The sequence below is a fragment of the Metabacillus sp. KH_069 genome (genome assembly GCF_057838075.1).
This window is the reverse complement of record NZ_CM174460.1, coordinates 677,595-703,672: the sequence shown is the minus strand read 5'-3', so window position 1 is coordinate 703,672 and position 26,078 is coordinate 677,595. Positions and strand designations below refer to the sequence as shown.

Annotated in this window: 24 protein-coding genes and 2 pseudogenes; 8 read left to right on the top strand and 18 right to left on the bottom strand. The window is 41.4% G+C overall.

Annotation, left to right across the window (positions count from 1 at the left end):
- Positions 1-54: 54 nt before the first annotated feature.
- Entirely contained in the window at positions 55-477 is a 423-nt protein-coding gene (locus AC3ISE_RS03670; protein WP_489223071.1) for a CBS domain-containing protein, read from the bottom strand.
- Positions 478-634: 157 nt separating this feature from the next.
- Between AC3ISE_RS03670 and AC3ISE_RS03665 the strand changes: the two genes are divergently transcribed.
- The 3 genes from AC3ISE_RS03665 to AC3ISE_RS03655 all read left to right on the top strand — a co-directional run bounded on the left by AC3ISE_RS03665 (position 635) and on the right by AC3ISE_RS03655 (position 2,255).
- Entirely contained in the window at positions 635-1,225 is a 591-nt protein-coding gene (locus AC3ISE_RS03665) for a TetR/AcrR family transcriptional regulator (RefSeq protein WP_489223070.1), read from the top strand.
- A gap of 126 nt (positions 1,226-1,351) precedes the next feature.
- A complete protein-coding gene (locus AC3ISE_RS03660) occupies positions 1,352-1,789 on the top strand; it encodes a disulfide oxidoreductase (protein ID WP_070877176.1) in 438 nt (145 codons plus the stop codon).
- 1 nt (position 1,790) lies between these two features.
- Positions 1,791-2,255, top strand: coding sequence for a thioredoxin family protein (locus tag AC3ISE_RS03655; RefSeq protein WP_489223069.1), 465 nt, complete (start codon positions 1,791-1,793; stop codon positions 2,253-2,255).
- 305 nt (positions 2,256-2,560) lie between these two features.
- Here the strand turns inward: AC3ISE_RS03655 and AC3ISE_RS03650 are convergent, their stop codons facing one another.
- The gene (locus AC3ISE_RS03650; RefSeq protein ID WP_309190482.1) at positions 2,561-2,962 is read right to left on the bottom strand and encodes a DUF5365 family protein; all 402 of its coding nucleotides are present in this window, start codon (positions 2,960-2,962) and stop codon (positions 2,561-2,563) included.
- 152 nt (positions 2,963-3,114) lie between these two features.
- On the opposite strand from AC3ISE_RS03650, the gene AC3ISE_RS03645 reads away from it, so the two are divergent.
- Positions 3,115-4,029, top strand: a complete 915-nt coding sequence (locus tag AC3ISE_RS03645) for an RluA family pseudouridine synthase (RefSeq protein WP_489224257.1) — start codon at positions 3,115-3,117, stop codon at positions 4,027-4,029.
- Between the two features lie 133 nt (positions 4,030-4,162).
- Here the strand turns inward: AC3ISE_RS03645 and AC3ISE_RS03640 are convergent, their stop codons facing one another.
- The 3 genes from AC3ISE_RS03640 to AC3ISE_RS03630 form a co-directional block, all read right to left on the bottom strand.
- Positions 4,163-4,588: a GNAT family N-acetyltransferase gene (locus AC3ISE_RS03640; RefSeq protein WP_489223068.1), complete on the bottom strand. Its 426-nt coding sequence runs from the start codon at positions 4,586-4,588 to the stop codon at positions 4,163-4,165.
- A gap of 20 nt (positions 4,589-4,608) precedes the next feature.
- Positions 4,609-5,196 carry a class D sortase gene (locus tag AC3ISE_RS03635; RefSeq protein WP_489223067.1) on the bottom strand — a complete coding sequence of 196 codons (588 nt, stop codon included), beginning with the start codon at positions 5,194-5,196 and terminating at the stop codon, positions 4,609-4,611.
- Positions 5,197-5,346: 150 nt separating this feature from the next.
- On the bottom strand, positions 5,347-6,177 hold the full coding sequence (locus AC3ISE_RS03630) for an aldo/keto reductase (RefSeq protein ID WP_489223066.1): 831 nt from the start codon (positions 6,175-6,177) through the stop codon (positions 5,347-5,349).
- Between the two features lie 147 nt (positions 6,178-6,324).
- On the opposite strand from AC3ISE_RS03630, the gene AC3ISE_RS03625 reads away from it, so the two are divergent.
- Positions 6,325-7,161: an EcsC family protein gene (locus AC3ISE_RS03625; RefSeq protein WP_489223065.1), complete on the top strand. Its 837-nt coding sequence runs from the start codon at positions 6,325-6,327 to the stop codon at positions 7,159-7,161.
- Positions 7,162-7,175: 14 nt separating this feature from the next.
- On the opposite strand, the gene AC3ISE_RS03620 is transcribed toward AC3ISE_RS03625, so the two are convergent.
- The 3 genes from AC3ISE_RS03620 to AC3ISE_RS03610 all read right to left on the bottom strand — a co-directional run bounded on the left by AC3ISE_RS03620 (position 7,176) and on the right by AC3ISE_RS03610 (position 10,799).
- Positions 7,176-7,577: a DoxX family protein gene (locus tag AC3ISE_RS03620; RefSeq protein ID WP_489223064.1), complete on the bottom strand. Its 402-nt coding sequence runs from the start codon at positions 7,575-7,577 to the stop codon at positions 7,176-7,178.
- A 322-nt stretch (positions 7,578-7,899) separates the two neighbouring features.
- Positions 7,900-9,822, bottom strand: a complete 1,923-nt coding sequence (locus tag AC3ISE_RS03615; protein WP_489223063.1) for a S8 family serine peptidase — start codon at positions 9,820-9,822, stop codon at positions 7,900-7,902.
- A 386-nt stretch (positions 9,823-10,208) separates the two neighbouring features.
- Positions 10,209-10,799: an NAD(P)H-dependent oxidoreductase gene (locus AC3ISE_RS03610; RefSeq protein ID WP_489223062.1), complete on the bottom strand. Its 591-nt coding sequence runs from the start codon at positions 10,797-10,799 to the stop codon at positions 10,209-10,211.
- A 173-nt stretch (positions 10,800-10,972) separates the two neighbouring features.
- On the opposite strand from AC3ISE_RS03610, the gene AC3ISE_RS03605 reads away from it, so the two are divergent.
- Positions 10,973-11,740 (top strand): alpha/beta hydrolase, encoded by a 768-nt coding sequence (locus tag AC3ISE_RS03605; protein WP_489223061.1) that lies wholly within the window; start codon positions 10,973-10,975, stop codon positions 11,738-11,740.
- A 771-nt stretch (positions 11,741-12,511) separates the two neighbouring features.
- Here the strand turns inward: AC3ISE_RS03605 and AC3ISE_RS03600 are convergent.
- From AC3ISE_RS03600 to AC3ISE_RS03580, 5 genes and pseudogenes are all read right to left on the bottom strand, one after another.
- Complete coding sequence (locus AC3ISE_RS03600) at positions 12,512-13,063, bottom strand: nitroreductase family protein (protein ID WP_489223060.1); 552 nt, start codon at positions 13,061-13,063, stop codon at positions 12,512-12,514.
- 353 nt (positions 13,064-13,416) lie between these two features.
- Complete coding sequence (locus tag AC3ISE_RS03595) at positions 13,417-14,415, bottom strand: inorganic phosphate transporter (RefSeq protein WP_070877190.1); 999 nt, start codon at positions 14,413-14,415, stop codon at positions 13,417-13,419.
- A gap of 11 nt (positions 14,416-14,426) precedes the next feature.
- The gene (locus tag AC3ISE_RS03590) at positions 14,427-15,047 is read right to left on the bottom strand and encodes a DUF47 domain-containing protein (protein ID WP_489223059.1); all 621 of its coding nucleotides are present in this window, start codon (positions 15,045-15,047) and stop codon (positions 14,427-14,429) included.
- Positions 15,048-15,494: 447 nt separating this feature from the next.
- Positions 15,495-16,756 (bottom strand): annotated as a pseudogene (locus tag AC3ISE_RS03585) (dicarboxylate/amino acid:cation symporter).
- 739 nt (positions 16,757-17,495) lie between these two features.
- Entirely contained in the window at positions 17,496-18,524 is a 1,029-nt protein-coding gene (locus tag AC3ISE_RS03580) for a DctP family TRAP transporter solute-binding subunit (protein WP_489223058.1), read from the bottom strand.
- 106 nt (positions 18,525-18,630) lie between these two features.
- Here AC3ISE_RS03580 and AC3ISE_RS03575 point away from each other — a divergent pair.
- Together AC3ISE_RS03575 and AC3ISE_RS03570 are read left to right on the top strand one after the other, a co-directional pair.
- Positions 18,631-20,209: pseudogene (locus tag AC3ISE_RS03575) on the top strand (ATP-binding protein).
- Positions 20,209-20,901, top strand: a complete 693-nt coding sequence (locus tag AC3ISE_RS03570; protein ID WP_489224256.1) for a response regulator — start codon at positions 20,209-20,211, stop codon at positions 20,899-20,901. Before AC3ISE_RS03575 ends, AC3ISE_RS03570 begins: the two are co-directional and overlap by 1 nt.
- Positions 20,902-21,031: 130 nt before the next feature.
- Here AC3ISE_RS03570 and AC3ISE_RS03565 read toward each other — a convergent pair whose 3' ends face one another.
- The 5 genes from AC3ISE_RS03565 to AC3ISE_RS03545 all read right to left on the bottom strand — a co-directional run bounded on the left by AC3ISE_RS03565 (position 21,032) and on the right by AC3ISE_RS03545 (position 26,071).
- Positions 21,032-21,754: a ThuA domain-containing protein gene (locus AC3ISE_RS03565; RefSeq protein WP_489223057.1), complete on the bottom strand. Its 723-nt coding sequence runs from the start codon at positions 21,752-21,754 to the stop codon at positions 21,032-21,034.
- Positions 21,755-21,845: 91 nt separating this feature from the next.
- Positions 21,846-22,667 (bottom strand): carbohydrate ABC transporter permease, encoded by an 822-nt coding sequence (locus tag AC3ISE_RS03560; RefSeq protein WP_175443517.1) that lies wholly within the window; start codon positions 22,665-22,667, stop codon positions 21,846-21,848.
- Complete coding sequence (locus tag AC3ISE_RS03555; RefSeq protein ID WP_489223056.1) at positions 22,667-23,530, bottom strand: carbohydrate ABC transporter permease; 864 nt, start codon at positions 23,528-23,530, stop codon at positions 22,667-22,669. Before AC3ISE_RS03555 ends, AC3ISE_RS03560 begins: the two co-directional genes overlap by 1 nt.
- Before the next feature lie 159 nt (positions 23,531-23,689).
- The gene (locus AC3ISE_RS03550; protein WP_489223055.1) at positions 23,690-24,922 is read right to left on the bottom strand and encodes an ABC transporter substrate-binding protein; all 1,233 of its coding nucleotides are present in this window, start codon (positions 24,920-24,922) and stop codon (positions 23,690-23,692) included.
- Positions 24,923-25,036: 114 nt separating this feature from the next.
- The gene (locus tag AC3ISE_RS03545) at positions 25,037-26,071 is read right to left on the bottom strand and encodes a LacI family DNA-binding transcriptional regulator (protein ID WP_489223054.1); all 1,035 of its coding nucleotides are present in this window, start codon (positions 26,069-26,071) and stop codon (positions 25,037-25,039) included.
- Between the last annotated feature and the right edge of the window lie 7 nt (positions 26,072-26,078).

Sequence of the window (26,078 nt, the reverse complement as noted above, 5' to 3'; positions counted from 1 at the left end):
AAAAGAAAATAAAAAAAGAAAGCACCTGCTTGTACTTTGCAGGTGCCTCCCTTATTAGTGCTGTTCAGAAATGTTAGTCAGTGCCTGTCCTGCAGCTTCATTAGACATTTGATCAGTTGCAAGGTCACCAAGTGCAACATAGCCCACAAGCTGATTATTTTCAACGATCGGCAAGCGGCGGATCTGATTTGATGCCATAAGCTGCGCTGCTTCTTCGCTGCTCATGTCAGGTGTTCCCGTCACAAGGTTTGAAGACATAACATCTGCCACTTTCGTATCATTGGACATGCCGTGTGCTGTTGAACGGAGCGTAATATCCCGATCTGTGATAACGCCTTTTACCTGTCCGCCATCCACGACTGGAATGGACCCTACATTTTGGCTGCTCATTAGTTCTGCAGCCTCCTGAATGCTTTGTGAGGAGGAAATCGTTACAAGATCTTTAGACATGCTTTCTCTGATAGATGAATTCAACATAAACAGCTCCTTTCAAGTAATAGTATGTGCAGGAAAACCGCTTTTTCTCTTAGAAAATGTGACCTTTTCACACATTTAAATCCATGTTGCGAAGCAGCGGGATTTGTTATTTGTATTCACCCCCCTTTTTCATTAAGATAAGGAAGAGGTGTTCTGAATGAACGGTTTTGAAAGAAGAAAGCAGACTAAAATGGAGCAAATTCAAAAAGCGGCGTTTCAGCTTTTTTCACAATATGGAATAAATAAAGTAAACATACAGGAAATCGCAGCGGCTGCGAATGTTTCCCAGGTAACCATCTATAATTATTACGGCAGCAAAGACGCGTTAGCGATACAGGTCATTAAACGTTTTTTTCAGGAGCAGATTGATTTCTATACGGACTTATTTAAAATGGACATTCCTTTTCAGGAAAAAATGGAAAAGCTCGTTGAACAAAAAATTGCCCATTCAAAGGCAATCGGTCCTGACCTTTTAGAATATATGATGGCTGACGAAGGAGAAATGAAGCAAATCATGACGGACTTTACGGTCAATCAATCCATTCCTCTTTTCAAAAGCTTAATTGAAAGCGGAAAAAAAGAAGGGCATATCAGAGATGATCTTTCATTTGAAACGATCATGTTTTACTTTAATATGTTTGCATCTGAGGTATATAAACATCCGGAATTTATTTTGGACCATAAAGACCGGAATAAAATGACGAAAGAATTTCTGCATTTATTTTTTTATGGTCTAACAGGAAAATAAACATGGTTGAGCTGCAAATGACGGGCTTCTTTTTTCGATTTTATGCTGTCTGAATGTTTGATTTTACAAGACTCTGATCGAGGACTATAATATGTAGTGTAAACTCATGAATGGAGAGGCGATAGTGTGTCAGAGAAACTCAAAAAATACATAGAGAATCAATTATTTATTGCATGGGCAGCTTCATTCATCTCGATGCTTGGGAGCTTATATTTCTCAGAAATCATGAAATTCATTCCGTGTGAGCTCTGCTGGTATCAGCGGATTTTAATGTATCCGCTAGTCGTCATTCTTGGAATTGCGATCTATAAAAAAGATTACCAAATTGCGTTTTATTCCATGATTTTGTCAGCGATTGGCGGCACGATTTCCATTTATCATTATGCCGTTCAAAAGATTGACTTTGTAGGCGAAAATTCAGCATCCTGCGGCATTGTTCCCTGCACAGGAGAATACATCAACTGGCTCGGATTTATTACGATTCCATTTCTGGCACTGATCGGCTTTACCGTTATTTTCGCAGCAAGCTTGAATATTTACAGAAAAATGAAAGTAGGTCGTTAATATGAAAAAGCTTTTAATATTTGCAGGTATTTTTATCGTATTGTTTGGCGGTCTCGCATTTGTAACGAACTATCAGCAAACAGAAAAGGCGGAAGGCAATCCATACGGCAAGGACAAGCTGAATCCTGCTACCGTTGACCAGCTTGATGATCCAAATTATCAAAACATTATTCTTCCTGAAGAAGTAGATGAAAAGATGGATAAAAAAGACGATTTTGTCGTTTACTACTTCAGCCCAACTTGTGAACACTGCAAAAGAACAACACCTGAATTAATGCCTGCTGCAAAAGAAGCAGGAGTAGAAATCAATCAATTCAACCTGCTTGAATTTGAAGACGGCTGGCAGCAGTACGGAATTGAAGCTACGCCAACACTTGTACGCTACCAGGATGGAAAAGAAGTTGAACGTGTAGAAGGGTATAATGATGGAGCTTATTTTAAAGATTTGCTGAGTAAATGGAAATAAGAAAAGGTAATTTTGGACAGGCTTAACCGATGGGAATATCAGAAAAGAAGGGTACACAGCCGTGTACCCTTCTTTTCTATAGGCTCTTTTAGTAAAAATTTTTGCTATTAGACTAAATGTTAAAAAAACCTGAGTGGATTGCAGCGGAAGGAACTTGACTCCTGCGGGAAATAGAGCAAAATGGGAGACCCCACAGGCAACGCCGAGGAGGCTCCCATGCTTCCCGCGGAAAGCAAGTTCCTGGAGCTGCAAGGAACGGGCAACATTTATAATGAAAAAGAACAATCTATTCGAAAACAGCCTTTCTATACAATCCACTTATTTGCTGGCTTCCCGTACTTGCTGACTTCTTCAGCCTTCTCTTTTGAAGAAAGAAAATGATCAAATGTAAGGGGAAATTGATAGCCGTACTGCTTTAAGATATTGATGTTACGGTCATAAAGATCCCTGTGTTCCTCTTCTGAGTGCTGATCCAAATGATTGAGCAATGCCGTCAGCGCTTGAAGACTGGACATGATCTGAAAGGCTTCTTTTAGTGTGCCATTATACTGCATTTCTTCTGTTTGAGGCTTTAGGACTGAAAGCTCATCCAGCTGATCAATGGTTTCATCTGAAAAGTACTGCGGGAATACTTCTTCATACATATTTTCAATCAGTTCTTCAATGTACTGCTCCTGCTCTTCGGTTGATGCAAAAACGATTCTCAAATTATTTCACCTCTTTGCTGCGTTCGGGCTTTTCTCTTAATGCTAGAATAACATAGCTCTATTGCCCGAAGGAGAGGTAAGTGTTTCCGTTTCTAGCTTGGACATCCAATTAGCATCTTTAGTATACTTGGAGGACTACTGATAGATAGGGGATTGCAATGAAAATTAGAGGAGAATGGATGGAATTTCCGGTAAAGAAAGATTGGGCAGGAATTTCCCTCCAGCAAATGCTGAGAGAAAAAATGAAGGCGCCAAAGACGCTCGTTCATAAGTGGCGTATGGACCGCGAAGTAAAAGTGAATGATGCAGAGCCAAACTGGACGTCGCCATTAAATGAAAAAGACTCCGTTATGATTCGTTTATTTCAGGATGAGGAATTTGATATCACTCCCGAATACATGGAGCTTGATTTATTATTCGAGGACGAACATTTTCTCATTATCAATAAACCTGCCGGAATGGATACACATCCGAATGAACCCGGTCAAACGGGCACGCTCGCTAATGGAATCGCCTTTCATTTTCAGATGCAGGGATTTTCCAGGAAAATAAGGCATATTCACAGATTGGATCACGATACCTCTGGTGCGATTGTTTTTGCCAAACATGCCTTATCACATGCAATCCTGGACCGTCTCCTTGAAGAAAGGCTGATCAAAAGGACTTATACCGCCATTGTACAAGGGAAAATGAAGCAGAAAAAAGGAAAGATTGATCAGCCGATCGGAAAAGACCGTCACCATCCGGTCCGCCGCAGAGTATCCCCTGGCGGACAGCCTGCATTAACTCATTATAAAACGGAAGATTATAATACCCGATTTGATGTATCTCTTGTCAGGCTTCAGCTGGACACAGGCCGCACCCATCAGATTCGTGTCCATTTGAGCCATATTGGCTATCCGATTTCCGGGGATGACTTATACGGCGGGAACAAAAACCTGATTGACCGCCAAGCTCTTCATGCATCAGAAATTACGGTAATGCATCCTTTTACAAATGAAAAAGTGACTGTAAGCGCGGACTTCCCTGATGATATGAAAAGATTAATGATTAAGCTAGAGTTTTAATGGGCTAAATTCTGAGGTTTGTGAAAATACTTTCCACATCACCAAATTTACTTGCGGAATCGATCACTTTACTAACTTTTCCCAAATGTCTCCTAATACAAAGAAAATGCCCCGAAAAATCCGGGGCATTCTTTTATAATTTCTTATTAAACACATGGCTGACGCGATCAAAACCCATTTTTTCTTCATAAAAACGGTGTGCATCAATCCGCTGATTTCCTGAGCTCAGCGTAATCATGCCGCAGCCGGTTTCTTTCGCAAGTTTTTCCACATAGTTTAACAGCTGTTCGCCAAACCCGCGTGACCGTGATTCTCCGTCTGTCACTAAATCATACACATAAATATGCTTATCGTTATAGAAATTTGTCAGTTCGATAATACCTGCCAATGCCTTAACCTGTTCATCTTCATAAAGTCCGATTAATCGGTACCCTTGCTTCCTCATTGGTTCGAGCAGCTTAAGGTACTCTTCCTCGCTGAGCTGTGTACGCAATTGAGACATAACCGGATAAGCTTTTTTAAAGTTTTCTTCCCCTGCAATCTCCCTAATGGCAATCATGAAAAAATCTCCTCCCGCTGCTAATTTACTTTTTCAGCATAAATAATATAGCGCTTAGGCGCATTTCCGACAAAACTGAAAGGATAGCATGTTGTTAAGATCAGCTCTTCTTTTTCATTTTGCAGCGTGATCACACTCATATCATCTGCATCGACAATTTTAGTGGATTTTATTCTGTACTCAAAATCGCCATATGGCAGAAGAATGGTTAACGAATCGCCGATTTCCAGGTCTCCTGCTTTACGGAAAACCGTATCTCTGTGCCCTGACAGGACAATCTGGCCGTTTTCATTCGGGTAGTAGCTTCCCTTGTAGTGCCCTACTCCTTTTTCCAGATCATCCGGCTCGGTTCCTTCTACAATCGGAAGCTCTGCATCCAGCCGGTCAATCTTAAGAATTCCTACTGCATTCCCAATCTCAGGCTTATACCTCTTCTCCGGTGAAGGAGAAGGCATTTTCTTCTCATCTGCAGACCTGATCGCAGCCTGTGCATCCGCCAATGACTGGTTTGTTTTCACATTGGTTTGAACAATCTGCCATACACCATACCCTGTAAAAAGAAGGCCTGCAGCTATTAACAAAAGCGAAAAGAATTTGAACGCATTCATAGATCGGCACTTCTCCTTTTTTAAAAATAATCCGCACAATTTATCATTCTGATTATACCAAATAAAACAAAAATACAAAGAATAATTTTCCAGAAACAACCTTAAAAAAACAGGCTGCCCTTGAAGGACAGCCTGTTTGATGACTTGCAATTAAAAATCAAAATTATCCGGATCCGGACCTACACGCTCGTCGCGGTTTAATCCATCGATTTGCTCCATTTCTTCTTGTGATAGTTCAAAGTCGAAGATTGAAGCATTGTCATAGATGCGGTGTTCTTTTACAGACTTAGGAATTGTAACAACTTCGTTCTGCAGATCCCAGCGCAGGATGACTTGAGCTACAGACTTTCCGTGCTTTTCAGCAATTGCTGTTAATGTTTCGTCATCAAGAAGTTTTCCCTGCATAAGCGGTGACCAAGCTTCAAGCTGAATGCTGTGCTGCTTGCAGAAAGCCTGAAGTTCTTTTTGGGTTAGACGCGGGTGGTATTCCACTTGGTTAACCATCGGTACAATCTCAGCATCCTTGATTACGTCTTCAAGATGGTGAATTTGGAAATTGCTCACGCCGATTGCTTTTACTTTTCCTTCTTTATAAAGTGTCTCAAGCGCTCTCCATGTATCTTTATACTTGCCTTCTACCGGCCAGTGAACAAGATATAAATCCAAGTATTCCAAGCCAAGCTTTTTCATGCTTTCATCGAAAGCTTTTAATGTTGATTCATATCCTTGATCTGCGTTCCACACTTTCGTTGTGATGAAAAGCTCTTCACGAGGAACGCCGCTTTCTTTAATCCCTTGTCCTACGCCTTCTTCATTTCCATAGACAGCAGCAGTATCAATGCTTTTATAGCCTGCTTCTATTGCCCATTTCACTGAATTGACAACCTCAGATCCTTCTTCTACTTTAAATACGCCAAGCCCGAACCAGGGCATTTTAACGCCATTATGTAACACAGTTGTGTCCTGAAGATTTTTCGTCATGATTGTTTCCCCTTTCTGCTTATCAGATTACTTACATTATCTGATAAACTTCTGCAAAATCCAAAATATATGCCTCATTTTTTCTATTTCCATGTTCTTTTGCTAAAATGAAAGAAGATTGTCACGTGAAAGGATGCGTTTTGTGAAATGGAAACGAAAGAGCAGCTCTTCAGTCAATTAAAGGAAATCGAAAAATGGGAAGATGATCAGAAGGGTTTATTTTTCTGGGAAAAAATCGGCCGGATACCCTTTAAATTATTAGATAAGCTGACACCTGCTTTTATTCAAAAGAAAATCGGTGTACTGCTTGATGAACTCGGTAGCTTCATTCAAAGCGGCGGCAAGTATATAACCCAGAAAAACGGCATTTTGAAAAAAGTCCAGCTCCTCGTTCCTGGCGAGACAGTAAGTACAATCGATGATATGAAACATGTGCCCTTAAAAGTCATGAACCTTGTAAGCAGTGATTTGAGGACAAATCGCGGAAATGTCGCTACAGTTCAGGGGGCGACAACCGGATTCGGAGGAATTTTCACACTCGCAGTCGACATCCCAGTGCTGCTCGGACTTTCCTTAAAAACGCTGCAGGAGATTGCCATTGCTTATGGCTATGATCCTGAAGACAAGGAAGAGCGGATTTTTATCGTTAAGTGCCTGCAGTTTGCATCAGCAGATATTGTCGGCAAACAAGCGATATTAAATGAATTGTCAGGCTATTATAACCGCAGCATGGAGCCTGCCGAAATGATGTCAAAGCTGCAGGGCTGGCGTGAGGTGGTTTATACCTACCGCGACCATTTCGGGCTGAAAAAACTGCTGCAGATGGTGCCCGTTGCCGGCATGCTGTTCGGTGCGTATACAAATCGTTCAATGGTAAAGGATATTGCTGAAACCGGGATTATGTTGTATCAGAAAAGAAGAATTCTTGAGAGGCTGGAGTCTGATCCAGTCATGATCATAGAAGAAAAAGGAACTCAGCGATGAGTTCCTTTTTTAGATTAAAAGAATAATGCATCAAGTGAATAAGCTCCGGCACCTGTTAAAGCTACGCCTATGGCTACAGCAAGCAAAGTCAGGTTGAATTCATATCCGTTTTGAGCAGCCCAGAAACCGTTCGGGGCATGAACTTTCACGATCGCTATAAGCATTGTGCCGGCTAATGCAGCTCCTGCAAGCGGAGTAAGGAAGCCTGCCGCAAAAAACGCTCCGCCGGCAAACTCAGCCAGCCCTGCTAGTACAGCCATTGCTACTCCAGGCTTAATGCCAATCGATTCGAAAAATCCCCCTGTGCCTTTAATTCCATGACCTCCAAATGAACCAAACAGCTTTTGAGCTCCATGAGCCATGAACGAAAGTCCAATCACTAAACGAATAAGTAAAAGTCCTAAATCTAATAACATTGTCATCATCCTTCTTTCAATTATTTTTAATTCGAGATATATACTTAAAAAAATTTGCTCTTTATATATATGCGGTCTCTGACAAGAAAATACTTTTAATTAAAATATCTTGAATTCAAAGTAATTATATTCTCATTTTCACTTTCTGTCAATCTCTTATTTTTATAATCTTTCGTTCTGAAAATAGATCAAATTTGAATAACTAAAGAGATAAAGTTCATACAAATGGGAAACAACGTAACATTCGCGCTTTCGCCTGCCGTCAATGTACCTATAAACTAAAACGAGCCGCTTCTGCATGAAGCGGCTCGTTTTATCTGTTCTATTGTACTACTGCAAAAGAGAAATCCTGAGTGCCTGACGGAACATTGTAAGCTTGTACTTCAATCGTATAAGCCCCAGCTTCCGCATTTGGCAGAATAACCGTTTCTACATTGTTTCTTCCATCCCATTCACTGTTGTAAGGAGAAGTAAAATCGTTTCCTGTGTAAGTTTTTCCGCTGGGTGATTTTATAACAAGATCTAAATCATTGACGAGTGAAACAGATGCGGATGGATTTCCAGGATAATCTGTCCAGGCCAGTGCAATCCTAAGCGGTTTGCCGCTTGCAGCATGAAATGTATAAGCGGCTTTTTCATTTGTTCTCAGTGCTTTTGATTCGTTTGTAAATGCAGCATTGACTGATTTGTCTAGAGTTACTCTTCCCCAGCCCTGATTTCCGCTTGGATAGCCCAGTCCAAGGTCTTGTGCACCTGCAATCAGAACGGCTTTAATAAGGGAAGGCTTAGGTGTAATTCCTTTATTTTTTATAAAGTGCTCACGCAATAGTGCAACATTTCCCGCTACAAGGGGAGTCGCCATTGACGTTCCGCCCATATAAGCATATTTGCTGTTATAGTTCGCCCAGAAAGATGAATCTGGCGCCAATGAAGATCGGGTCGACAATATAAATGTTCCAGGTGCGACGATATCAGGCTTCACTCTCCCATCTGAAGTAAGTCCTCTTGATGAAAAAGCAGCGATTTGATTCATATTATCCGCATATGTTCCGAAAGACGGACGATTATTTTCAGAAGCCCCGACAGTAATCGCATTTTTAGCTGTTCCAGGCGTGTTCAGTGTTCTGGCATTCGGTCCTTCATTTCCTGCTGCAAACAGCACGGTCATATCATCGTTATTATAAACATACTCATCCACTTGCTTTGATTCTGATGTATAAGCACCTGCAACTGGAGCCCCCCAGGAATTCGTATGGACTCTCGCCCCTGCACTGTATGCTTGTGAGAAAAGAGTATTAAGATTGCTTGGCAGTCCTCCAAGGCCTCCGCCTGCATCCATTATCGACTGAAAAACGAGTCCGGCTTTAGGAGCCATCCCCTTGAACTGTGCGTCTCCAAGCACAGAGCCTGCCACATGTGTTCCATGACCGTTAGGATCACTTGCGTTGTTTGTCCGCCCTAATGCATATAGAGCTTTGACCTTTCCGCCCTGGAATGCCTCGTGCATAGAAGCATCGTTTCTGCCTGTATCAAGGCCTGTGTCTGCCACCGCAACTGTCTGGCCTGCACCTGAAAGTCCGAATGTGCTGCGCGCCGTATTTACCTTCATGATGCCGGCAGCCACATCATTGTTAAGCTGAAACGTATTTTCTTTTGCTATAAAAAGTGTATCTTCATGAGAAGCATATTCGATGATTTCTGTAAGATTTTTCTTCACTGCTTTTTTCTTCGATTTGTCGACGTGTTTTAATTCAACATTAAGGAGCTTGCTGTATCCTGATTCAAAAAGAGCTGGATCTAATTTATATAAAGGCAGGTATGCTTTTACAGACGAAATTCCCTTTCCCTTTTTTAAAGAACGGACGGCTTTTTGATCCGCCTTCACCACAAATGCATAATCAGGGACATACTCAATGATTTCAGCACCTGCTCCTGTGATGGATAAACGGTCTGCTTCCGTTACTGGACCGCTTAACTGCACGACATAAAGCGTGTTTTTTGAACTTGTCTGTTCAAGCTTCTTCATTACATTCTTTGGAAGCTTGCTGACATAGCTCTCCATTTTGAACATGGCTTTTCCTCCGGACCGATTATGTCCGCTGAATAATGCTTGTCCTGTTTCCTTCAGTTTCAGTTCCTGAAGCTGTTGCGGGGCAGCATCCGCCTGAACATTCGGCATAAATACAACACTTCCAGCTAAACAAAGTGTCGTCATAAAAGCGGCCAGCTTAACGCCTTTTCCCAAAACTACCAGCTCCTCAAGGTTCCATAATTAGAAGATTTTTCACTTTCTTCTATACTCTACTAATCTATCACACTGGTATAGATTGTTGTATTGGGAAAAAGACCTCTAAATATCTAAATGATCACTGCACGTTGAAAAGGTTTTCTCACCTATAAAATCATTCTCCTGCCACTGTTGAATCAATACCTCATGAGTCTTAAGATAGATAACCACTTCACTTTCTAAGGCTGCCTTCTCATAGATTGTTGCTTTTGTTATGATTTCGCGCTGGTTTGACGCTCGAACTTTGGGAGCGAGGTGCGATTTCGAGGTGCAACGTGCAAGCCGAAAGCTCTATTCGTTCATATAAAAAAGATCTTCCCATCACTGGAGGAAGATCTTTTTAGTCATTGTGGTTTTCCGATCATCTCAACAACTTCTCTTACTTCGTTCAGCATAGTCTGCCTTGTTTCTTCATCTACATATTGCACCGAATAAATGAACTTATGGGCAAACGTTTCGATTCCGCAAAAATTCATGATGCCAATATCAAACGCAGCCTGCATCGCCATGGTCAATTGCGGCGGCTTTAGAGATTTTTCAGGCTGCCCCGTAGTCTGGAAAATCAGCGCCTGTTTTTCTTTCAGCAAACCCTCCGGACCTTCATCAGCATATCGAAAAGCAAAACCGTTGGTGAATACTCTGTCAAAATACCCTTTTAAAATAGCCGGCATCCCTGTCCACCATGTCGGAAAAACAAAGACCAGAATATCTGCCCATATGATTTCTTTCTGTTCCGCCTGAATATCAGCCGGAATTTTATCCTGATAAAAAGATGTATAATCGTCCTCTGTCAAAATGGGATCAAACTTCATTTGATACAGATCCCTTTTTCTAACCTGAAATTCTTTGCTTGTAAATTCTTTTTCCACTGCATCACATATCGCTGCATTAAAGCTTTCGGGATTAGGATGAGCATAAATAATCAATACATTCATTTCATTCTCCTAAAATCGCTTTTTTATTATTGTTTGCGGAGAATGGAAATATTATGATTTTTCATGGCATTTTTCTGTTAATCAGTTAACGTATTTGTTATTTATTTTATGCTATATTCTGAAATTTTCACTATAATATAGAGACAAATTGCTGGTAGAGGAGTGTACAAACCATGATTGAAAAATTCAAAGTAATCATCACATCGCTTGGACGCGAAAGACAAATTACTGTCTATTTGCCTGAAAACTACGAAAACAGTTCTAAAGCTTATCCAGTCCTCTATATGCACGATGGACAAAATCTATTTGAAGACAAGGATGCAAGCTTTGGTGTCAGCTGGGGCATAAAGGATTACCTTGAGCAGAGCGGCCTGGAGCTTATTGTCGTTGGCATTGACTGCAATCATACAGGATTCAATCGATTTAACGAATATGGTCCGTGGATCAACCAAGACCTTGCCAGGGACCTGGCTGGACAGGACGTTAACCTTGGAGGTGAAGGTGAAGCGTACATCGGATTCATCGCCGAGGAACTAAAACCGCTGATCGACAGCAAGTATCGAACACTTCCTGGTGAAACTTCGATGGCAGGCAGTTCAATGGGCGGTTTAATTTCTACATATGCAGCATGCAAATATCCGCATATCTTCAAAAAAATTGCTTCACTTTCATCTGCTTACTGGTTTAACCAGCATGAGATTGAAGCACTGATAAAAGACAGTGAATTATCCTCAATTGAAAAGTTTTATATGGACGTCGGCACAAAGGAAATAACGGCATCCATTCATCATCAGGATTATATTGATTCCAGTGACGATGTGTATGCGATTCTTAAAGAAAAAATTGGCGATTGCCGCTATGAAGTAATCCAAGATGCCGAACACAATGAAGCTGCCTGGAGAAAGAGAGTGCCGGAGATTTTTAAGTATTTGTACTCATAATTTTAGGCTCTTTTTCGTAAATTTTCTTGCTTGAGCTAGTCCGTTAAAATCAAGAAGGCCCTCCCACAGTAAGGCAGTGCGTCAAAACCAAGTTTGCAGCACAAAGAAGGCTCTCCAGCAGTAAGGAAGTGCGCCTAAACCGAGTTTGCAGCACCAAGAAGAGCCTCCCCCTGTATGGAAGTGCGCCTAAACCGAGTTTGCAGCACAAAGAAGGCCCTCTCTCAGTAAGGAAGTGCGCCTAAACCGAGTTTGCAGCACAAAGAAGGCCCTCTCTCAGTAAGGAAGTGCGCCAAAACCGAGTTTGCAGCACAAAGAAGGCTCTCCAGCAGTAAGGAAGTGCACCAAAACCGAGTTTGCAGCACCAAGAAGGCTCTCCAGCAGTAAGAAAGTGCGCCAAAACCGAGTTTGCAGCCCAAGAAGGGCCTCCCCCAGTATGGAAGTGCGCTAAAACTTGCAGCACAAGAAGTCTTACGCCATCTAAAATAGCGCTGCATCTCAAAATTCGAGTAAAAGAGCACGACTGAAAACTTGATGTGTGGCCAATCACTCAACGCAAAGCAACAATCAATGAGAACATTGCCTACAATAAAAACGCATGGACATAGAATCCATGCGTTTTTATTGTAGGCAATCTTGATTAGATTATTTTCGAAACTCCGGATTTGTTTGAGAAATCATATAAATTATTAGCGAAACTGCACTCCTATGATTATTCTGCTTATAACAACAATAATCGACATTCTTTATTGTCCGAAATCTACAAAATCTCTCTTAAAATGAAGTCAGTTTTTCCAATGCATTGGTCCGCTTTCTATCTTTCACATGCTGTGCGGGATCAAAATAGCCAAGCTGCAGAATTCCGACGATTTTTTCGCCGTTTTGAACTCCGATGGCACGGCGGAATTTCGGATCATATATGTAATTTGGCGTCTTCCAGACCATCCCCAGTTCTTTTTCCCAGCCAAGCAGCTGCAAATTTTGAATAAGAGTGCTTATTGCTGCAAAATCCTCTTCCCAAATTTTCTGGCGTGGATCTTCAGGCATAATCGCAACTAAAAATGCAGGTACATCTGCAAGCTTCGATCTCACTTTTTCATGTGTTTTTGCTTCGCAGCAGGCAAGAACAGTCTGAATAAAAGCTTCCCTCCGCTCCCCGCTTACAAATAAGAACCTCCAAGGCTCTCTAAGCCCATGATTAGGCGCCCAGACAGCGTCATTAAGCAGGGTGACAACATCTTCTTCCTTGACCTCAAGAGGCAGGTAATTTGATTTGATTGAAATTCTTTCCCGTATTACAGCCGAAATGGATTGTTGCTGGATCATCTTTCGCCCTCCAATTGATAACGATTTTCACTATCATCTACAAGCAATAGTATCACTCCGTGTTTTTTTCGTCAATTAAATGAAGGATAGAAATGGATACGACCGTTTTATCGAACTATACCTTCTTAAATAAAGGCTGTTTTCGCATAGATTGTTGTTTTCTATTATAAATGTGTCCGTTCCTTTCCGCGGGGAACGCGGAAGCCTCTTCGGCATGCCTGCGGGGTGCTCTATTTCCCGCAGGAGTCAAGTTCCTTCCGCTTCAATCCACTTAACGTTTTTATTAGTATAATAGCAACAATATTTACGAAAAGAGTCTAAAAAAAACCCTCCATTTAAGGAGGGCATGGTCATTAAAAGAACAGATTTAAAATAAAGTAGGAAATCGCTGCTAATGTAGCAGAAATCGGCAAGGTGATGAACCAAGTGATGATCATCGTTTTAGCCGTTCCCCATTTTACACCTTTAATTCGGTGGGCAGAGCCTACACCAAGTATGGAAGATGAAATAACGTGTGTTGTACTTACTGGCAAGTGAATAATAGAAGCGCCAAAGATAACCGCTGCTCCTGTTAAATCAGCTGCTACACCATTAACTGGACGGATTTTCATGATCTTTCCGCCAACGGTTTTAATGATTTTCCATCCGCCGACACTCGTTCCAAGTCCCATCGCAAGGGCACATGAGAATTGAACCCACCATTGAATATCTGTAGAATCTTGAAGATTCCCTGCAATCAGGGCCATCGTGATGATACCCATCGCTTTTTGAGCATCATTCGTACCGTGAGTGTAAGATTGCAAAGCAGCAGTTGCTACTTGAATCGCACGGAAATTTCTGTTTGTTTTTGTAAGATTATTGTTTTTAAAAACGACCTTAAAAATGCTGTAAACAATATAACCGATTATAAATGCCAAGATCGGTGAAATGATAAGGGCCTGAAGGATTTTCAAGAACCCTGAATAGTTTAATGAACTAAATCCTGCCGCTGCAATCGCAGCACCAGCGATTGAACCAATAATTGCATGGGAAGAACTGCTTGGAATCCCATAATACCAAGTAATTAAATTCCACGTGATCGCTGCAATCAGTGCAGCTAAGATAACAACAGATCCATTTTGCAGGGTGAATGGATCAACAATATCCTTTGTAATTGTCTTTGCCACGCCTGTGAATGTCATGGCACCGACGAAGTTCATGACAGATGCAAGGATAATTGCCTGTCTTGGTTTAAGGGCTTTCGTTGATACGGATGTTGCAATCGCATTCGCTGTATCATGAAATCCGTTAATAAAGTCAAATGCCAAGGCAAAAATAACAATAAGAATGGTAAGAATTAATATAGTATCCATAATATCGCCTCTTACGCGTTCTTCATGATGATAGTCTCAAGTGTGTTGGCAACACCCTGACAGCTATCAGCAATTTCTTCAAGTGTTTCATAGATCTCTTTATATTGAATAATTTTAATTGGGTCTTTTTCGATTGCAAATAAATTTTTCACAGCTGTACGCAAGTAATTATCACAGTTGGACTCAAGTTCTTTTAAACGGATTGCATGAGTGCGGATATCGCTCAGCTTTTTATTAGAAAGCAGCTCAATTGATTTAGCGATTTCGATTGTACACTCATTAATTGTGTCAACGAACTTTACCATATAGTCAGTTGGCTGTGTAACAGAATACATTTCAAATAGTGCCGCAGAATGTTCGATGCCATCCAAAACATCGTCCATAATCATTGCGAGCTGAAGAATGTCTTCGCGCTCAATCGGAGTAATGAATGCTTTGTTCAGTTCCATGATGATGGTATGAACAAACGTGTCACCCTTTGACTCATAATCTTTAATTGTATCTGAGAAAACTTTCAGATCGTTGGCATTTTTGATTTTAAAATCAACAAAATACTGCCCAGTTTCTTTTAAGTTCTCAGATATTTGACTTAACATTTCAGAAAACTTATCTTTTCTTCTTTTGATAGCCATTGCTTATTCCTCCAAGGAGCCATATATTTTTTATTTTCTCTCTTTATTTGCAACTTAAAAAGTATATACGTTAATGTCGAATCCGAAAAGACTTTGTCGTTAATTTTAACAATATCTTTACAAAGTATTAATATTAGTAAAATATTTCTATGGTATAGATTTCTATATAAATATACATAAACTTAGGCTATTTTCGCATAGATTGTTGTTTTTTATGATAAATATTGTCCGTTCCTTTTCGCTCCAGGAACTTGCTTTCCGCGGGGAGCATGGGAGCCTCCTCGGCGTTGCCTGTGGGGTCTCCCATTTTGCTCTATTTCCCGCAGGAGTCAAGTTCCTTCCGCTACAATCCACTTAAGGCTTTTAACATTTAATCCGTTAGCAACATTTTTTTCGAAAATAGCCTAAACTTAAAAAGCATAAAAAAAAGCGGAAACTCCGCTTTTTTTACTTAGCAATTGAGATTTTTGCATGTTCTGCATGTTCAGCAGGAGGATGAAACTCATCTTCCATTTTAGAAACAACAACTGTTGCCACACCATTTCCAATCAGATTTGTGATCGCACGGGCTTCAGACATAAAACGATCCACCCCGAGCAGTAAGGCAATGCCTTCAACCGGAATCATCGGGAATGCAGCAAGGGTTGCTGCCAATGTAATAAAGCCGGATCCGGTTACTCCTGCCGCCCCTTTAGATGTAAGCATCAGAATGCCAAGAAGGGTCAGTTGCTGCCAAATACTGAGGTCGACTCCATATGCCTGCGCAATAAACATCGCTGCCATGGATAGATAGATTGAAGTGCCGTCCAGGTTAAAAGAGTAGCCTGTCGGAATAACAAGTCCAACAACAGATTTAGAGCATCCGTATTTCTCCATTTTCTCCATCATCTTCGGAAGTGCTGATTCTGATGAAGATGTTCCGAGAACAAGCAGGATCTCTTCTTTAATATAAGCGATAAATTTGATGATGCTGAATCCATAATATTTTGCAATCGCTCCTAAAATTAAAATGATAAATAGGAACATCGTGATATAAACAGAACCCATTAATTTACCGAGAGCAACAAGCGAGCCGATTCCAAATTGCCCAATTGTGTAAGCCATCGCGCCGAATGCCGCAAATGGAGAAACTTTCATGATCATGTTGACAACACCGAAAAAGATATCTGTCAGCCTTTCAAACAAAACGACAACCGGTTTTGCTTTTTCGCCAACCGCTGCCATTGAGATACCGAACAGAACGGCAAAGAATAAGATTGGGAGCAGTTCTCCCTCAGCCATCGCGCCTACTACATTCTCAGGAATAATGCCGACGATAAAGTCAACGAATCCGTGACTGGTTTCTTCAGCCTGCTCTGTATACTGTGATACATCTCCACCCTCAACTTTATCTGTGTTGAAGCCGTCACCAGGCTTTACAATTCCTACCACGATAATTCCGATTGCAAGTGCAAAGGTCGTCACAATTTCAAAATACAGAAGAGCCTTGCCTCCGATTCTTCCAACCTTTTCAAGTCACCCATGCTGCCAATACCAATAACAACCGTAAAAAAGATAATTGGCGCAATCACCATTTTAATCATTTTGATAAAAACATCTGCTAACACCTTCAGCTCAATTCCGAAGCTTGGAAACAAAAAGCCGACTGCAATCCCTAAAATAATCCCGATAATAACCTGAACCGTCAAATTCTTAAAATTAATTTTCATAGTATCCTCCGTTCTATTATTGATAGCGCTTTCAAGAATATCTTTATATTAACTGATAATTTAGACACCACTCCGTTTTGGTATTATTGTTCTTTTTGGTCTTTTTGGTCACTAGAAAAGCGGAACCGACTGTTCAGACCCGACAGACAGATAAGGATCCGACAGAAAAGGCGCTTTTTGCCTTTACTGGCGGAGCCGTTCTGGCCGAGGGGCTAGGAGGTGGAGCTAGACATCACGAAAAGCGGAATCGCCCGTTTAGCTCCGACAGACAGATAAGTCTCAGCCAGTGAAGGCGCTTTTTGCCTTTGCTGGCTGAGACGTTCTGGCCGAGGAGTTGGGCGATGGAGCTAGACACCACGAAAAGCGGAACCGACTGGTTAGACCCGACTGACAGATAAGGATCCGACAGAAAAGGCGCTTTTTGCCTTTACTGGCGGAGCCGTTCTGGCCGAGGGGCTAGGAGATGGAGCTAGACATCACGAAAAGCGGAACCGACTGTTCAGATCGAGGAGTCAATACCGAATTGATGGGGTTTTCAATTTAATTGGAGGGGTTTTAGAATTAATTAATGGGGTTCCCGAATTAATTCATAGGGTTTCCAAATTAATTGGAGAATTTTGTTCAACTGGACAATACGAAAAGCGGAAGCAACTGTTCAGCTTTCATCGTCTTTTAAGCCTGGCTCTCTCCGAATACCTCTTTATTAGAAAAACCGCTGCACCCTTGCAGCGGCCAATTTTTATCGCTCGTTTCGAATTTCTTCAATCCACTTGTCCCCATATTCAGAGGAATACGCCTCATAAAGCGGCATAAAAACTTCCTGCCATTTATCTTTTTCAGCTTCACTCAGCTCATGTATTTTCATCTTGGAATTTTGTTTCATTCTTCTCAGCTGTGAGTCATTCATATTTTTTGATTCCTCAAGCATCCACTCTGTCGTTTCATTCATGGCTTTTTGAATTTGAGTTTGCAGTTCGGGTTCCAACCTGTTCCAGAACTCTTCATTCATTAAAACCGAATAGCCTAAATAGCCGTGGTTCGACACCGTCATGTCTTTTTGCAGACGATAAAATCCTTTTGAATAAATATTTGAAATCGTGTTTTCCTGTCCGTCAAATTCATTGCCTTCCAAAGCGATGTATACATCATTGAAGGAAGCAGCTTTTGGGATGGCATGGAGAAGTTCGAACTGTTCAGCTATTGTATCACTCGGCATAATTCTAAAGCGCTGTCCTGAAAAATCCCCAGGATCGATCAATGAGCCGCTGCTGCTTGTCATTTGCTTAAAGCCATTCCCCCACAAAGCAAGGCCCTTAATATTTTCACGTTCAAGTTTGCCGAGCAGCCGTTCTCCAACTTCCCCTGTATAAACGTTTTTTACGTGCTGCTCATCCTGAAAAATAAACGGCAAATCAAGCACCTGCCATTCAGGGATAACCTCCGTCATTTTTGAATATGAAGGGGCAATCATTTGGACGTCGCCCTTTTTCAATGCCTGCAGCTCTTTTTCATCTGAATACATAATTTCATTCGGAAAAACTTCCACTTTTATTTTTCCATCTGTCCGGTCCGCGATAATCTCAGCAAATTTTTCTGCTGCCAGTCCCTTAGGTGTATTTTCAGCAACCACATGACTGAACTTAATCACAATTTGGTCATTCAAACCAGTCTGTTCATCGTCATCTTCAATTTCGTGCATGGGATCATGTGAAAAAACTGCCACTAAAATGAGCACAGTTAATAGACTTGCGCTAATAAACCATTTCATACTATCCACCGTTTCAATCAATTTTTTAGTAGATTCATTGTATCATGACATTTTGGCGCATGTTACAATGAAAGATATTTCATTCTTCAGAATAATGAGGAACTATATGAGACGTATATCAATCTTATGGAAAATTGCAGGCTTAATCTTTTTTATATTGGGTTTTTCTCTTTTTCTGGCAGGAATTGTTCTAATCGGCAATTACATTAGCGGAAAAGAAGAAGAATTAAAGGCGCGTTCCTTCGTAACAGCGCAGACGATCGCTGAACTTCCGGAAGTAAAAGAAGCTCTTGAAAGCAGGCAGAATGATCTTAATAAAGTGGTCGACCGCCTGAGAATCATCAACAACGCAAATTATATTGTCGTTTTAAATATGGATCGCGAACGGCTGACACATCCCGTACATGATAGAATTGGAACCCGCTCACAGGGAAACGATGAAGGGCCTGCCTTTGCAGAACACTCCTATACATCTAAAGCAAATGGGGAAATCGGGACGGTCATGCGTGCATTTGTCCCTGTAATGAACGATGATCATGAGCAAATTGGAGTCGTTCTTGCCGGATACAAACTTCCGGTCTTTCTTGAAGTATTGCAAAGCCTTGCATTTGAAATTTTCATCACAGCAAGTCTCTCTTTGCTGTTTGGAGGCTGGGGCGCCTGGATACTGGCCCGTCAAATAAAAAGGCAGATGTTTCACCTAGAGCCGCATGAAATTGCAAGGCTCCTGGTAGAACGCACCGAAACCTTCAATGCCATGCACGAAGGTGTAATAGCGATTGATACAAATGAAAAGATTACGATTTTTAATAATAAAGCCATGAAAATGATGCGGATTAACGGCGATGTGATCGGCAAATCCATCAGAGAAGTCATCCCTGATACCGCCTTGCCTGAAATTCTTAAGCTTGATCATGCGATTTACAGCAAAGAACTTAATGTCGGCAACCTCAACATTTTGAGCAACCGGGTTCCAATTAAAGTAAGCGGCGAGACGGTGGGAGCAGTGGCCATCTTTCAGGACCGGACAGAAGTGAAAAAGATGGCAGAAGAATTAACAGGCGTACGGGCCTTTGTAAACGCTTTACGTGTCCAAAATCATGAATACAATAATAAACTCCATACAATCGCAGGTCTGATACAGCTGGGAAACCATGAAAAAGCACTGCAATTTGTCTTTAAAACGACTGAAGAGCTAGAAGAGCTGATTCAATTTTTGAGTAAAAACATCAGAGATGAGAGTCTCGCCGGGCTGCCTGCTCAGTAAAATACGCCGCGGAACGGAACTTGGAATCAGTGTGGAAATTGACCGCAACAGCCAGTTTAAAAGATTTCCAGCCAATCTTGATCACCATGATTTTGTTCTGATTCTTGGAAACTTGATTGAAAATGCGTTTGATTCTTTTAAGCACCATCAAGCTCCCTTCCCTCATATTTTTATCAGCATCGAACAGGATGCAGAAATACTGACACTTTTAGTTGAGGATAATGGAAGCGGAATAAAAGCAGCGGACCGCCCCCGTATTTTTGAACAGGGCTTTTCTACAAAGGGAGGCAGTGACCGGGGATTAGGGCTGCATTTAGTCAATCAGCTTATTCAGCAGGCAAAGGGAACAATCATAGTGGAGTCAGAAGAAGGTGCAGGAACAAGCTTTACAGTTACTTTTAATATGGAGGAGATATGATGCCGGTCAAACCAGTTTCCGTACTTCTGATTGAAGATGATTTAATGGTTCAGGAAGTGAATCGGGAGTTTTTAGAGAGAGTGGCAGGGTTTGAGGTTATTGGCATCGCATCAAATGGTGCTGATGGTCTTAAGCTTGTGAGAAAGCTTGCTCCCGATCTGATTTTGATTGATATGTACATGCCCAAGATGAATGGACTTGAGACCATTCAAGCCATTCGGGCTGAAGGACATGCCGCTGATATTATTGCGATAACCGCAGCAAGCGATATGGAAACAGTCCGAAATGTTCTGCTCCACGGGGCCGTTGATTATTTAATGAAGCCATTTAAATTTGAACGGCTGAAGCAGTCACTTGAAAACTATTCCGCCTACCGCAGCAAGCTGAAAGATAAAACACAGCTGACACAAAAAGAATTGGATTCCATCAGGTTTCAAAAAGAAGATCTTGATGAGAGAAAGGATTTGCCAAAAGGCTTGCATGAGGTGACACTCCATAAAATTCTCACCTTTCTCAAAGATCAAAGCGCTCCTGTTTCAGCTGAGAATGTAGCATCAAGCGTCGGAATCGCCAGAGTAACAGCGCGGCGATATCTTGAACACCTTGAACGGGAAGGCAAATTAGAGATTGATATTCATTATGGCGGTATCGGAAGACCTGTTAACAAGTATCTTATTTCAGGCAGAGCATAGTTATCCTCGAGCACAGGGTTTCTTGTACGATTTCGTGCGTTTCGTACCATGATATTCTGTTTTTCGATTTCTTAGGGTTCCCATTACATCAAAACAATAAAAAAAGGTACGCAATTGCGTACCTTTTTCATTATGATTTAACAGTAATTTTCTCAAGCGGCTGAGCATTTCCGTAAACAGGATACTCGCGTTTTGTCGGTGCAGCCCATTTAGCGGCATTGACTAATACTTTTTGAATTTCTTTGTTGTGATAAGTCGGGTATGTTTCGTGCCCTGGGCGGAAGTAGAAAATCTTTCCGTTTCCTCGTTGGTATGTGCAGCCTGAACGGAACACTTCTCCGCCTTCAAACCAGCTGACAAATACTAATTGATCAGGAGCCGGAATATCAAAGTGTTCTCCGTACATTTCTTCTTTTTCAATTTCGATGTATTCGCCGATTCCTTCAGTGATTGGATGAGAAGGATCAACAACCCATAGACGCTCTTTGTCATCAGCTTCGCGCCATTTAAGGTCGCAAGATGTACCCATCAGCTTTTTGAAGATTTTTGAGAAGTGGCCTGAATGAAGAACAACTAAGCCCATTCCTTCAAGCACACGTTTTTGAACACGTTCAACGATTTCGTCAGAAACCTCATCATGTGCCAAGTGTCCCCACCAGAAAAGAACGTCTGTCTCGCTTAATACTTCTTCTGTTAACCCGTGCTCAGGCTGATCTAATGTAGCTGTCGCAGCATCAAAGCCGTTTTCTTTTAAGAAGTTAGCGATAGCGCCGTGGATGCCTTCAGGATAAATTTCTGCAACTGCCGGATTTTTTTGTTCATGGCGGTTTTCGTTCCAAACTGTAATTTTCATTGTAAAATCTCCCTATAGTAAATTATTTTTAATATTTAAGCTAATCTTTCTATTTCAATATACAATAATCCGGCCTATTAATTAAGCCATATTATTTAATTGAACCTTTCATGACTCCGCTGATGATCCATTTTTGTGCAAACACATAGACAATAATCATCGGAATCAGTGCAAGCAGGTATGAGGCAAATGCCAAGTTATAATCTGTGCTGAACTGTGATTGGAAAATGTACTGCACAAGCGGCAATGTTGCCATGTCGCTGTCGCTCAGTACAACGAGCGGCAAGAGAAAATCGTTCCATGCTCCAAGGCATGTAAGAATGGCGACTGTTGCATTCATTGGTGCAAGCAGCGGGAAAATGACCTTCCAGAACACTCCCCATGTTGTTGCGCCATCTACAATTGCTGCTTCTTCCAATTCTTTAGGAATGGATCTTATATACCCTACATAGATAAAGATGTTGAAAGATAGATTGTAGACAATGTACAAAATCACCAATCCCACTAGATTATCCATACCCCATAATGCAGTTTGTCTTACAATCGGAAGCATGATGATCGGGAATGGAATAAACATCGCACTTACAAAATAATAAAAGGTGAATTTATAAAACTTCTTATGCATGTTGCGCGCAATCGCATAAGCGACCATAGAATTCGTCAGAACTGTAAAGATTACTACTAATACAGTGACGAATACGCTGTTTTTCAATGCATTGAAGAAATTCGTCATTTCGATCGCTTTTGTAAAGTTATCAAAAGACCATGACTGCGGCAGGGCAAGCAAGTTTCCCGCAAGCTCCTGCGGTGTCTTAAAGGCAATGGTAACGGTTAAGTAAAGCGGCAGGATAATGAACATGGCCCCTAAAATCAAGAGAATGGTGACAGGCCAGTTTGTCTTTTTGCTGATCATCAGTTCCCCACCTCTCTTTTTTCAAGAATCTTAAGCTGAAAGATAGAAAAGATCACAATCACAATAAAGTAAATGACTGCATTTGCAGACTGATAGGCAAATTCTCCGCCTTGGAAGCCACCTCTATAGATCAGAAGTGAAATCGATTCTGTTGATTGACCCGGTCCTCCGCCTGTAAGCGCAACAATCTGGTCAAACACCATCAGAAAGCCCTTCATTGATAAAATCATATTGATGGTGAAAAATGGAGCAATCAGCGGAAACGTGATTTTCCAGAATTTTGTCCAAATTCCAGCACCGTCAATGCTTGCCGCTTCATATAAATCCTCTGTAATGGTAACAAGACCTGCAAGGTACAAGATTGTATTGAACGCGATTGCCTGCCAAACAGCTACGATCACGATACCAACCCAGGCAAGGTTCGGGTCGCCAAGAATATTTTTAGATAGTGCCTCAATTCCAAGGCCTCCTGCGATATCAGGCAGAAAATGCGTGAAAATGAAGTTGAAGATAAAACCAACGATCAGAATACTTAAGATATAAGGCATGAAATATACAGCCCGAAGTGTTTTCTGAAACTTAATCTTCGCATTAAGCCCCATTGCCACAAGCAAGCTGAAAAAATTCACGAGAATCGTTGAGATGATTGCGAATTTAAACGTAAAACCATACGCATCCAGGGCTCTTTCGTCTTTAAAGACATTCAGATAATTTTTTAATCCTACAAAGCTCCATTCCCCGTACCCTCTCCAGTCTGTAAAACTGTAGAATATCCCCTGAAGCGCAGGATAGGTATGAAAGATAAAGAACAGGATAACGGCAGGAATGGTCATGATCAGAAATACTCTGTTTTTAGTGTTCATCGATTCATCTCCTTTACTAGAAATGCGGAACGGCCCCTTTAGACCCGGCAGGCAGATAAGGATTCACCCTAAAAGTCCGGTTTTGACTTTTTCGGGGAATCTGTTCTGACCGAGGGGAGGGCTGTGCGCCTGGACAAAATAAAATGTTGAATCGCCCGATCAGCGATTTTCTACTTTCTCCCACTCTCTATCCATTTTCTTTAAGAAAGCGCCTTTCTTTTTCTCAATCAGAAATTCCTGAAGAATGTTTTCTGCACCCATTCCTGCTGGATAATAGTGATCTTGGAAACTTGTAATCTTTCCTTTTTCAAAGTTTTCTTTTATCCCTTCGAAAACCGGGTCCTCTTGATAAACACCTTCTATTGCAGAGAAAGCTTTTTGCTCATCAATATAACGCTTTGCTGTTTCTTTCTCCAGCATGAATTCGAGGAATTTTTCAGCTTCTTTTTTGTGCTCGCTGTCCTTGCTGATAGTAAGCAGAACATCAACACCTGAAACCAATTTGTTTTGCTCTGGGTCATTCGTTACAGGCATCGGGAAAACGCCAAGCTCTGCTTCAGGATTTGCTTTTAAGATCTCAGGAATCGCCCAGTTCCCTTGAATATACATAACACCCTCACCTGCTGCGAACGCATTGTTGCCATCGCCGTAGGCAATCCCGAAGTTGTCTTTGTGTCCGTATTCAGTCAGGGTCAGCATTTTGTCAGCGACTTCATCGTAGCTCTTTACAAAAGATGTCTTTCCTGAGCTTTTCTTTTCTGCAAATTCTTCGCCAGCCAGATTACCTCCAAGAGAGTTCAAGGAAATCATGCCGGTCCAAGCATCCTTAAGAGTTAAATAGATTGGTATTTCGCCTGCAGCTTTTGCTTTTTCCAATACGGCGATAAATTCATCCCACGTTTTCGGAACTTCAAGACCAAGCTCTTCAAACTTCTGTTTGTTATAAATAACCGTGTTTGCGTTTGTCGCATAAGGGAGCCCGTAGACACCATCTTTTTCAGGGCCTACTAAGCGGTCAATCATGTCAAGATAGGAAGGCTGAATCGAGTCGATCAGTTTTGAGTCAGCAAAATCCTCAAGAACTCCTGCCCTGCCCAATTCTCCGTATGTAGCGTTTCCTGCAATCAGCATGACGTCAGGAATATCATTCTTTATAAGCTTTGTCCGCAGCACAGTCTCTGCTTCAGGAGGAGAATCAAATTTAATTCTGATATCTGGATTCTCTGCTTCAAACTCTTCTATCAGACCTTTATACGTATTGATGTTTTCAGATTTGTTGGAGAAAAGATTCAGCGTAACTTTCCCGTCTTTCTCATCTCCCGAAGAGCATCCTGCTAGTATCGACGCGCCAAGTACAATGCCTGCGGCGATTGCGGTTACCTTTTTGATCATTCATTTCGCCTCCCAATTCAGAATAAGTAAACGTTTACTCTTTTCTTCAAAAAAAGAAACATTTTTTCACTTTATCAGCGTAAACGTTTACGTATTGTTCAAAAAAGAAGAAACCTATTCCTCTTTTTCTGCCACACTGCTTCTTTCCATGATCGAATGCGGCATAATCCGGCTTTCTACAAGCTGTTCGCCGTTTATCATGTCAAATATCATGTTTGCAGCTTTTTCTCCCATCTCATAGAAGGGCTGAGCAAGTGATGTTAAAGGGGGAATCGACATTTCAGCGATGCTTAAGTTATCATAGCCGATAATCGATAATTCTTCGGGTATCTTTATGCCCTGCTGATAAGCCGCTGAAATCGCGCCAAATGCAATTTCATCGCTTGCAGCAAAGATTGCTGTCACTTCAGCTGCCTGCTGTTTCATTTTCTTTAATCCTTTTATTCCGTCTGCAAAGGTAAATCCTTCGCTGCAGACAATCCGGCTGTCATCAACGGACAAACCATGGTCCATTAACGCATCCTTAAAGCCGTCAATTCTCGGTTTTCCAGCGATAAGATCATTTTGATTTCCGCTGATCATGCCGATGCGAGTGTGCCCTTTTTTGATTAAGTACTGTGCGGCAGAATACGCTGCATGCCTGTCATCCACTTTGACGTAAGGCACTGAATAAGCACGTGATTCAGTTGATAAAAGTACGAGGGGAATATTCATCTTCTGAATAAATTCGTAATATTCTTCTTTTAAAATCTCACTCGTAAAAATGATTCCGTCAACACGCTTTTCATTGAGCAATTGGAGATATTTCATTGTTTTCGAACCATTGGACTCTGTATGGCAGACAATCACGCTTGATCCAAGCTGATGCGCCGCTTTTTCTATTCCGGCTAACAGTTCCGTCACGAGCATACTTGAAAGTGCCGGAAATAATACGCCAATCGTCGACGTTTTTTTATTGATCAGTCCTCTTGCAATCGCGTTTGGATGATAGTCCAATTCTTCGATGGCTTCAAGAACTTTCCGTTTCGTTTTCTCAGAGTAACCCTTCTGATTATTGAGAATTCTTGATACAGTTGCTATCGAAACATTGGCCTTTTTTGCAACATCTTTGATGGTATAATTCATTTCCCACCTTCTCCCTGCTCGCACGTAAACG

Coding starts and splice junctions, on each gene's coding strand:
- AC3ISE_RS03670 (WP_489223071.1), bottom strand. CDS start 477: ATGTTGAATTCATCTATCAGAGAAAGCATGTCTAAAGATCTTGTAACG.
- AC3ISE_RS03665 (WP_489223070.1), top strand. CDS start 635: ATGAACGGTTTTGAAAGAAGAAAGCAGACTAAAATGGAGCAAATTCAA.
- AC3ISE_RS03655 (WP_489223069.1), top strand. CDS start 1,791: ATGAAAAAGCTTTTAATATTTGCAGGTATTTTTATCGTATTGTTTGGC.
- AC3ISE_RS03640 (WP_489223068.1), bottom strand. CDS start 4,588: ATGATTGCCATTAGGGAGATTGCAGGGGAAGAAAACTTTAAAAAAGCT.
- AC3ISE_RS03635 (WP_489223067.1), bottom strand. CDS start 5,196: ATGAATGCGTTCAAATTCTTTTCGCTTTTGTTAATAGCTGCAGGCCTT.
- AC3ISE_RS03630 (WP_489223066.1), bottom strand. CDS start 6,177: ATGACGAAAAATCTTCAGGACACAACTGTGTTACATAATGGCGTTAAA.
- AC3ISE_RS03625 (WP_489223065.1), top strand. CDS start 6,325: ATGGAAACGAAAGAGCAGCTCTTCAGTCAATTAAAGGAAATCGAAAAA.
- AC3ISE_RS03620 (WP_489223064.1), bottom strand. CDS start 7,577: ATGTTATTAGATTTAGGACTTTTACTTATTCGTTTAGTGATTGGACTT.
- AC3ISE_RS03610 (WP_489223062.1), bottom strand. CDS start 10,799: ATGAATGTATTGATTATTTATGCTCATCCTAATCCCGAAAGCTTTAAT.
- AC3ISE_RS03605 (WP_489223061.1), top strand. CDS start 10,973: ATGATTGAAAAATTCAAAGTAATCATCACATCGCTTGGACGCGAAAGA.
- AC3ISE_RS03600 (WP_489223060.1), bottom strand. CDS start 13,063: ATGATCCAGCAACAATCCATTTCGGCTGTAATACGGGAAAGAATTTCA.
- AC3ISE_RS03595 (WP_070877190.1), bottom strand. CDS start 14,415: ATGGATACTATATTAATTCTTACCATTCTTATTGTTATTTTTGCCTTG.
- AC3ISE_RS03590 (WP_489223059.1), bottom strand. CDS start 15,047: ATGGCTATCAAAAGAAGAAAAGATAAGTTTTCTGAAATGTTAAGTCAA.
- AC3ISE_RS03580 (WP_489223058.1), bottom strand. CDS start 18,524: ATGAAATGGTTTATTAGCGCAAGTCTATTAACTGTGCTCATTTTAGTG.
- AC3ISE_RS03570 (WP_489224256.1), top strand. CDS start 20,209: ATGCCGGTCAAACCAGTTTCCGTACTTCTGATTGAAGATGATTTAATG.
- AC3ISE_RS03565 (WP_489223057.1), bottom strand. CDS start 21,754: ATGAAAATTACAGTTTGGAACGAAAACCGCCATGAACAAAAAAATCCG.
- AC3ISE_RS03560 (WP_175443517.1), bottom strand. CDS start 22,667: ATGATCAGCAAAAAGACAAACTGGCCTGTCACCATTCTCTTGATTTTA.
- AC3ISE_RS03555 (WP_489223056.1), bottom strand. CDS start 23,530: ATGAACACTAAAAACAGAGTATTTCTGATCATGACCATTCCTGCCGTT.
- AC3ISE_RS03550 (WP_489223055.1), bottom strand. CDS start 24,922: ATGATCAAAAAGGTAACCGCAATCGCCGCAGGCATTGTACTTGGCGCG.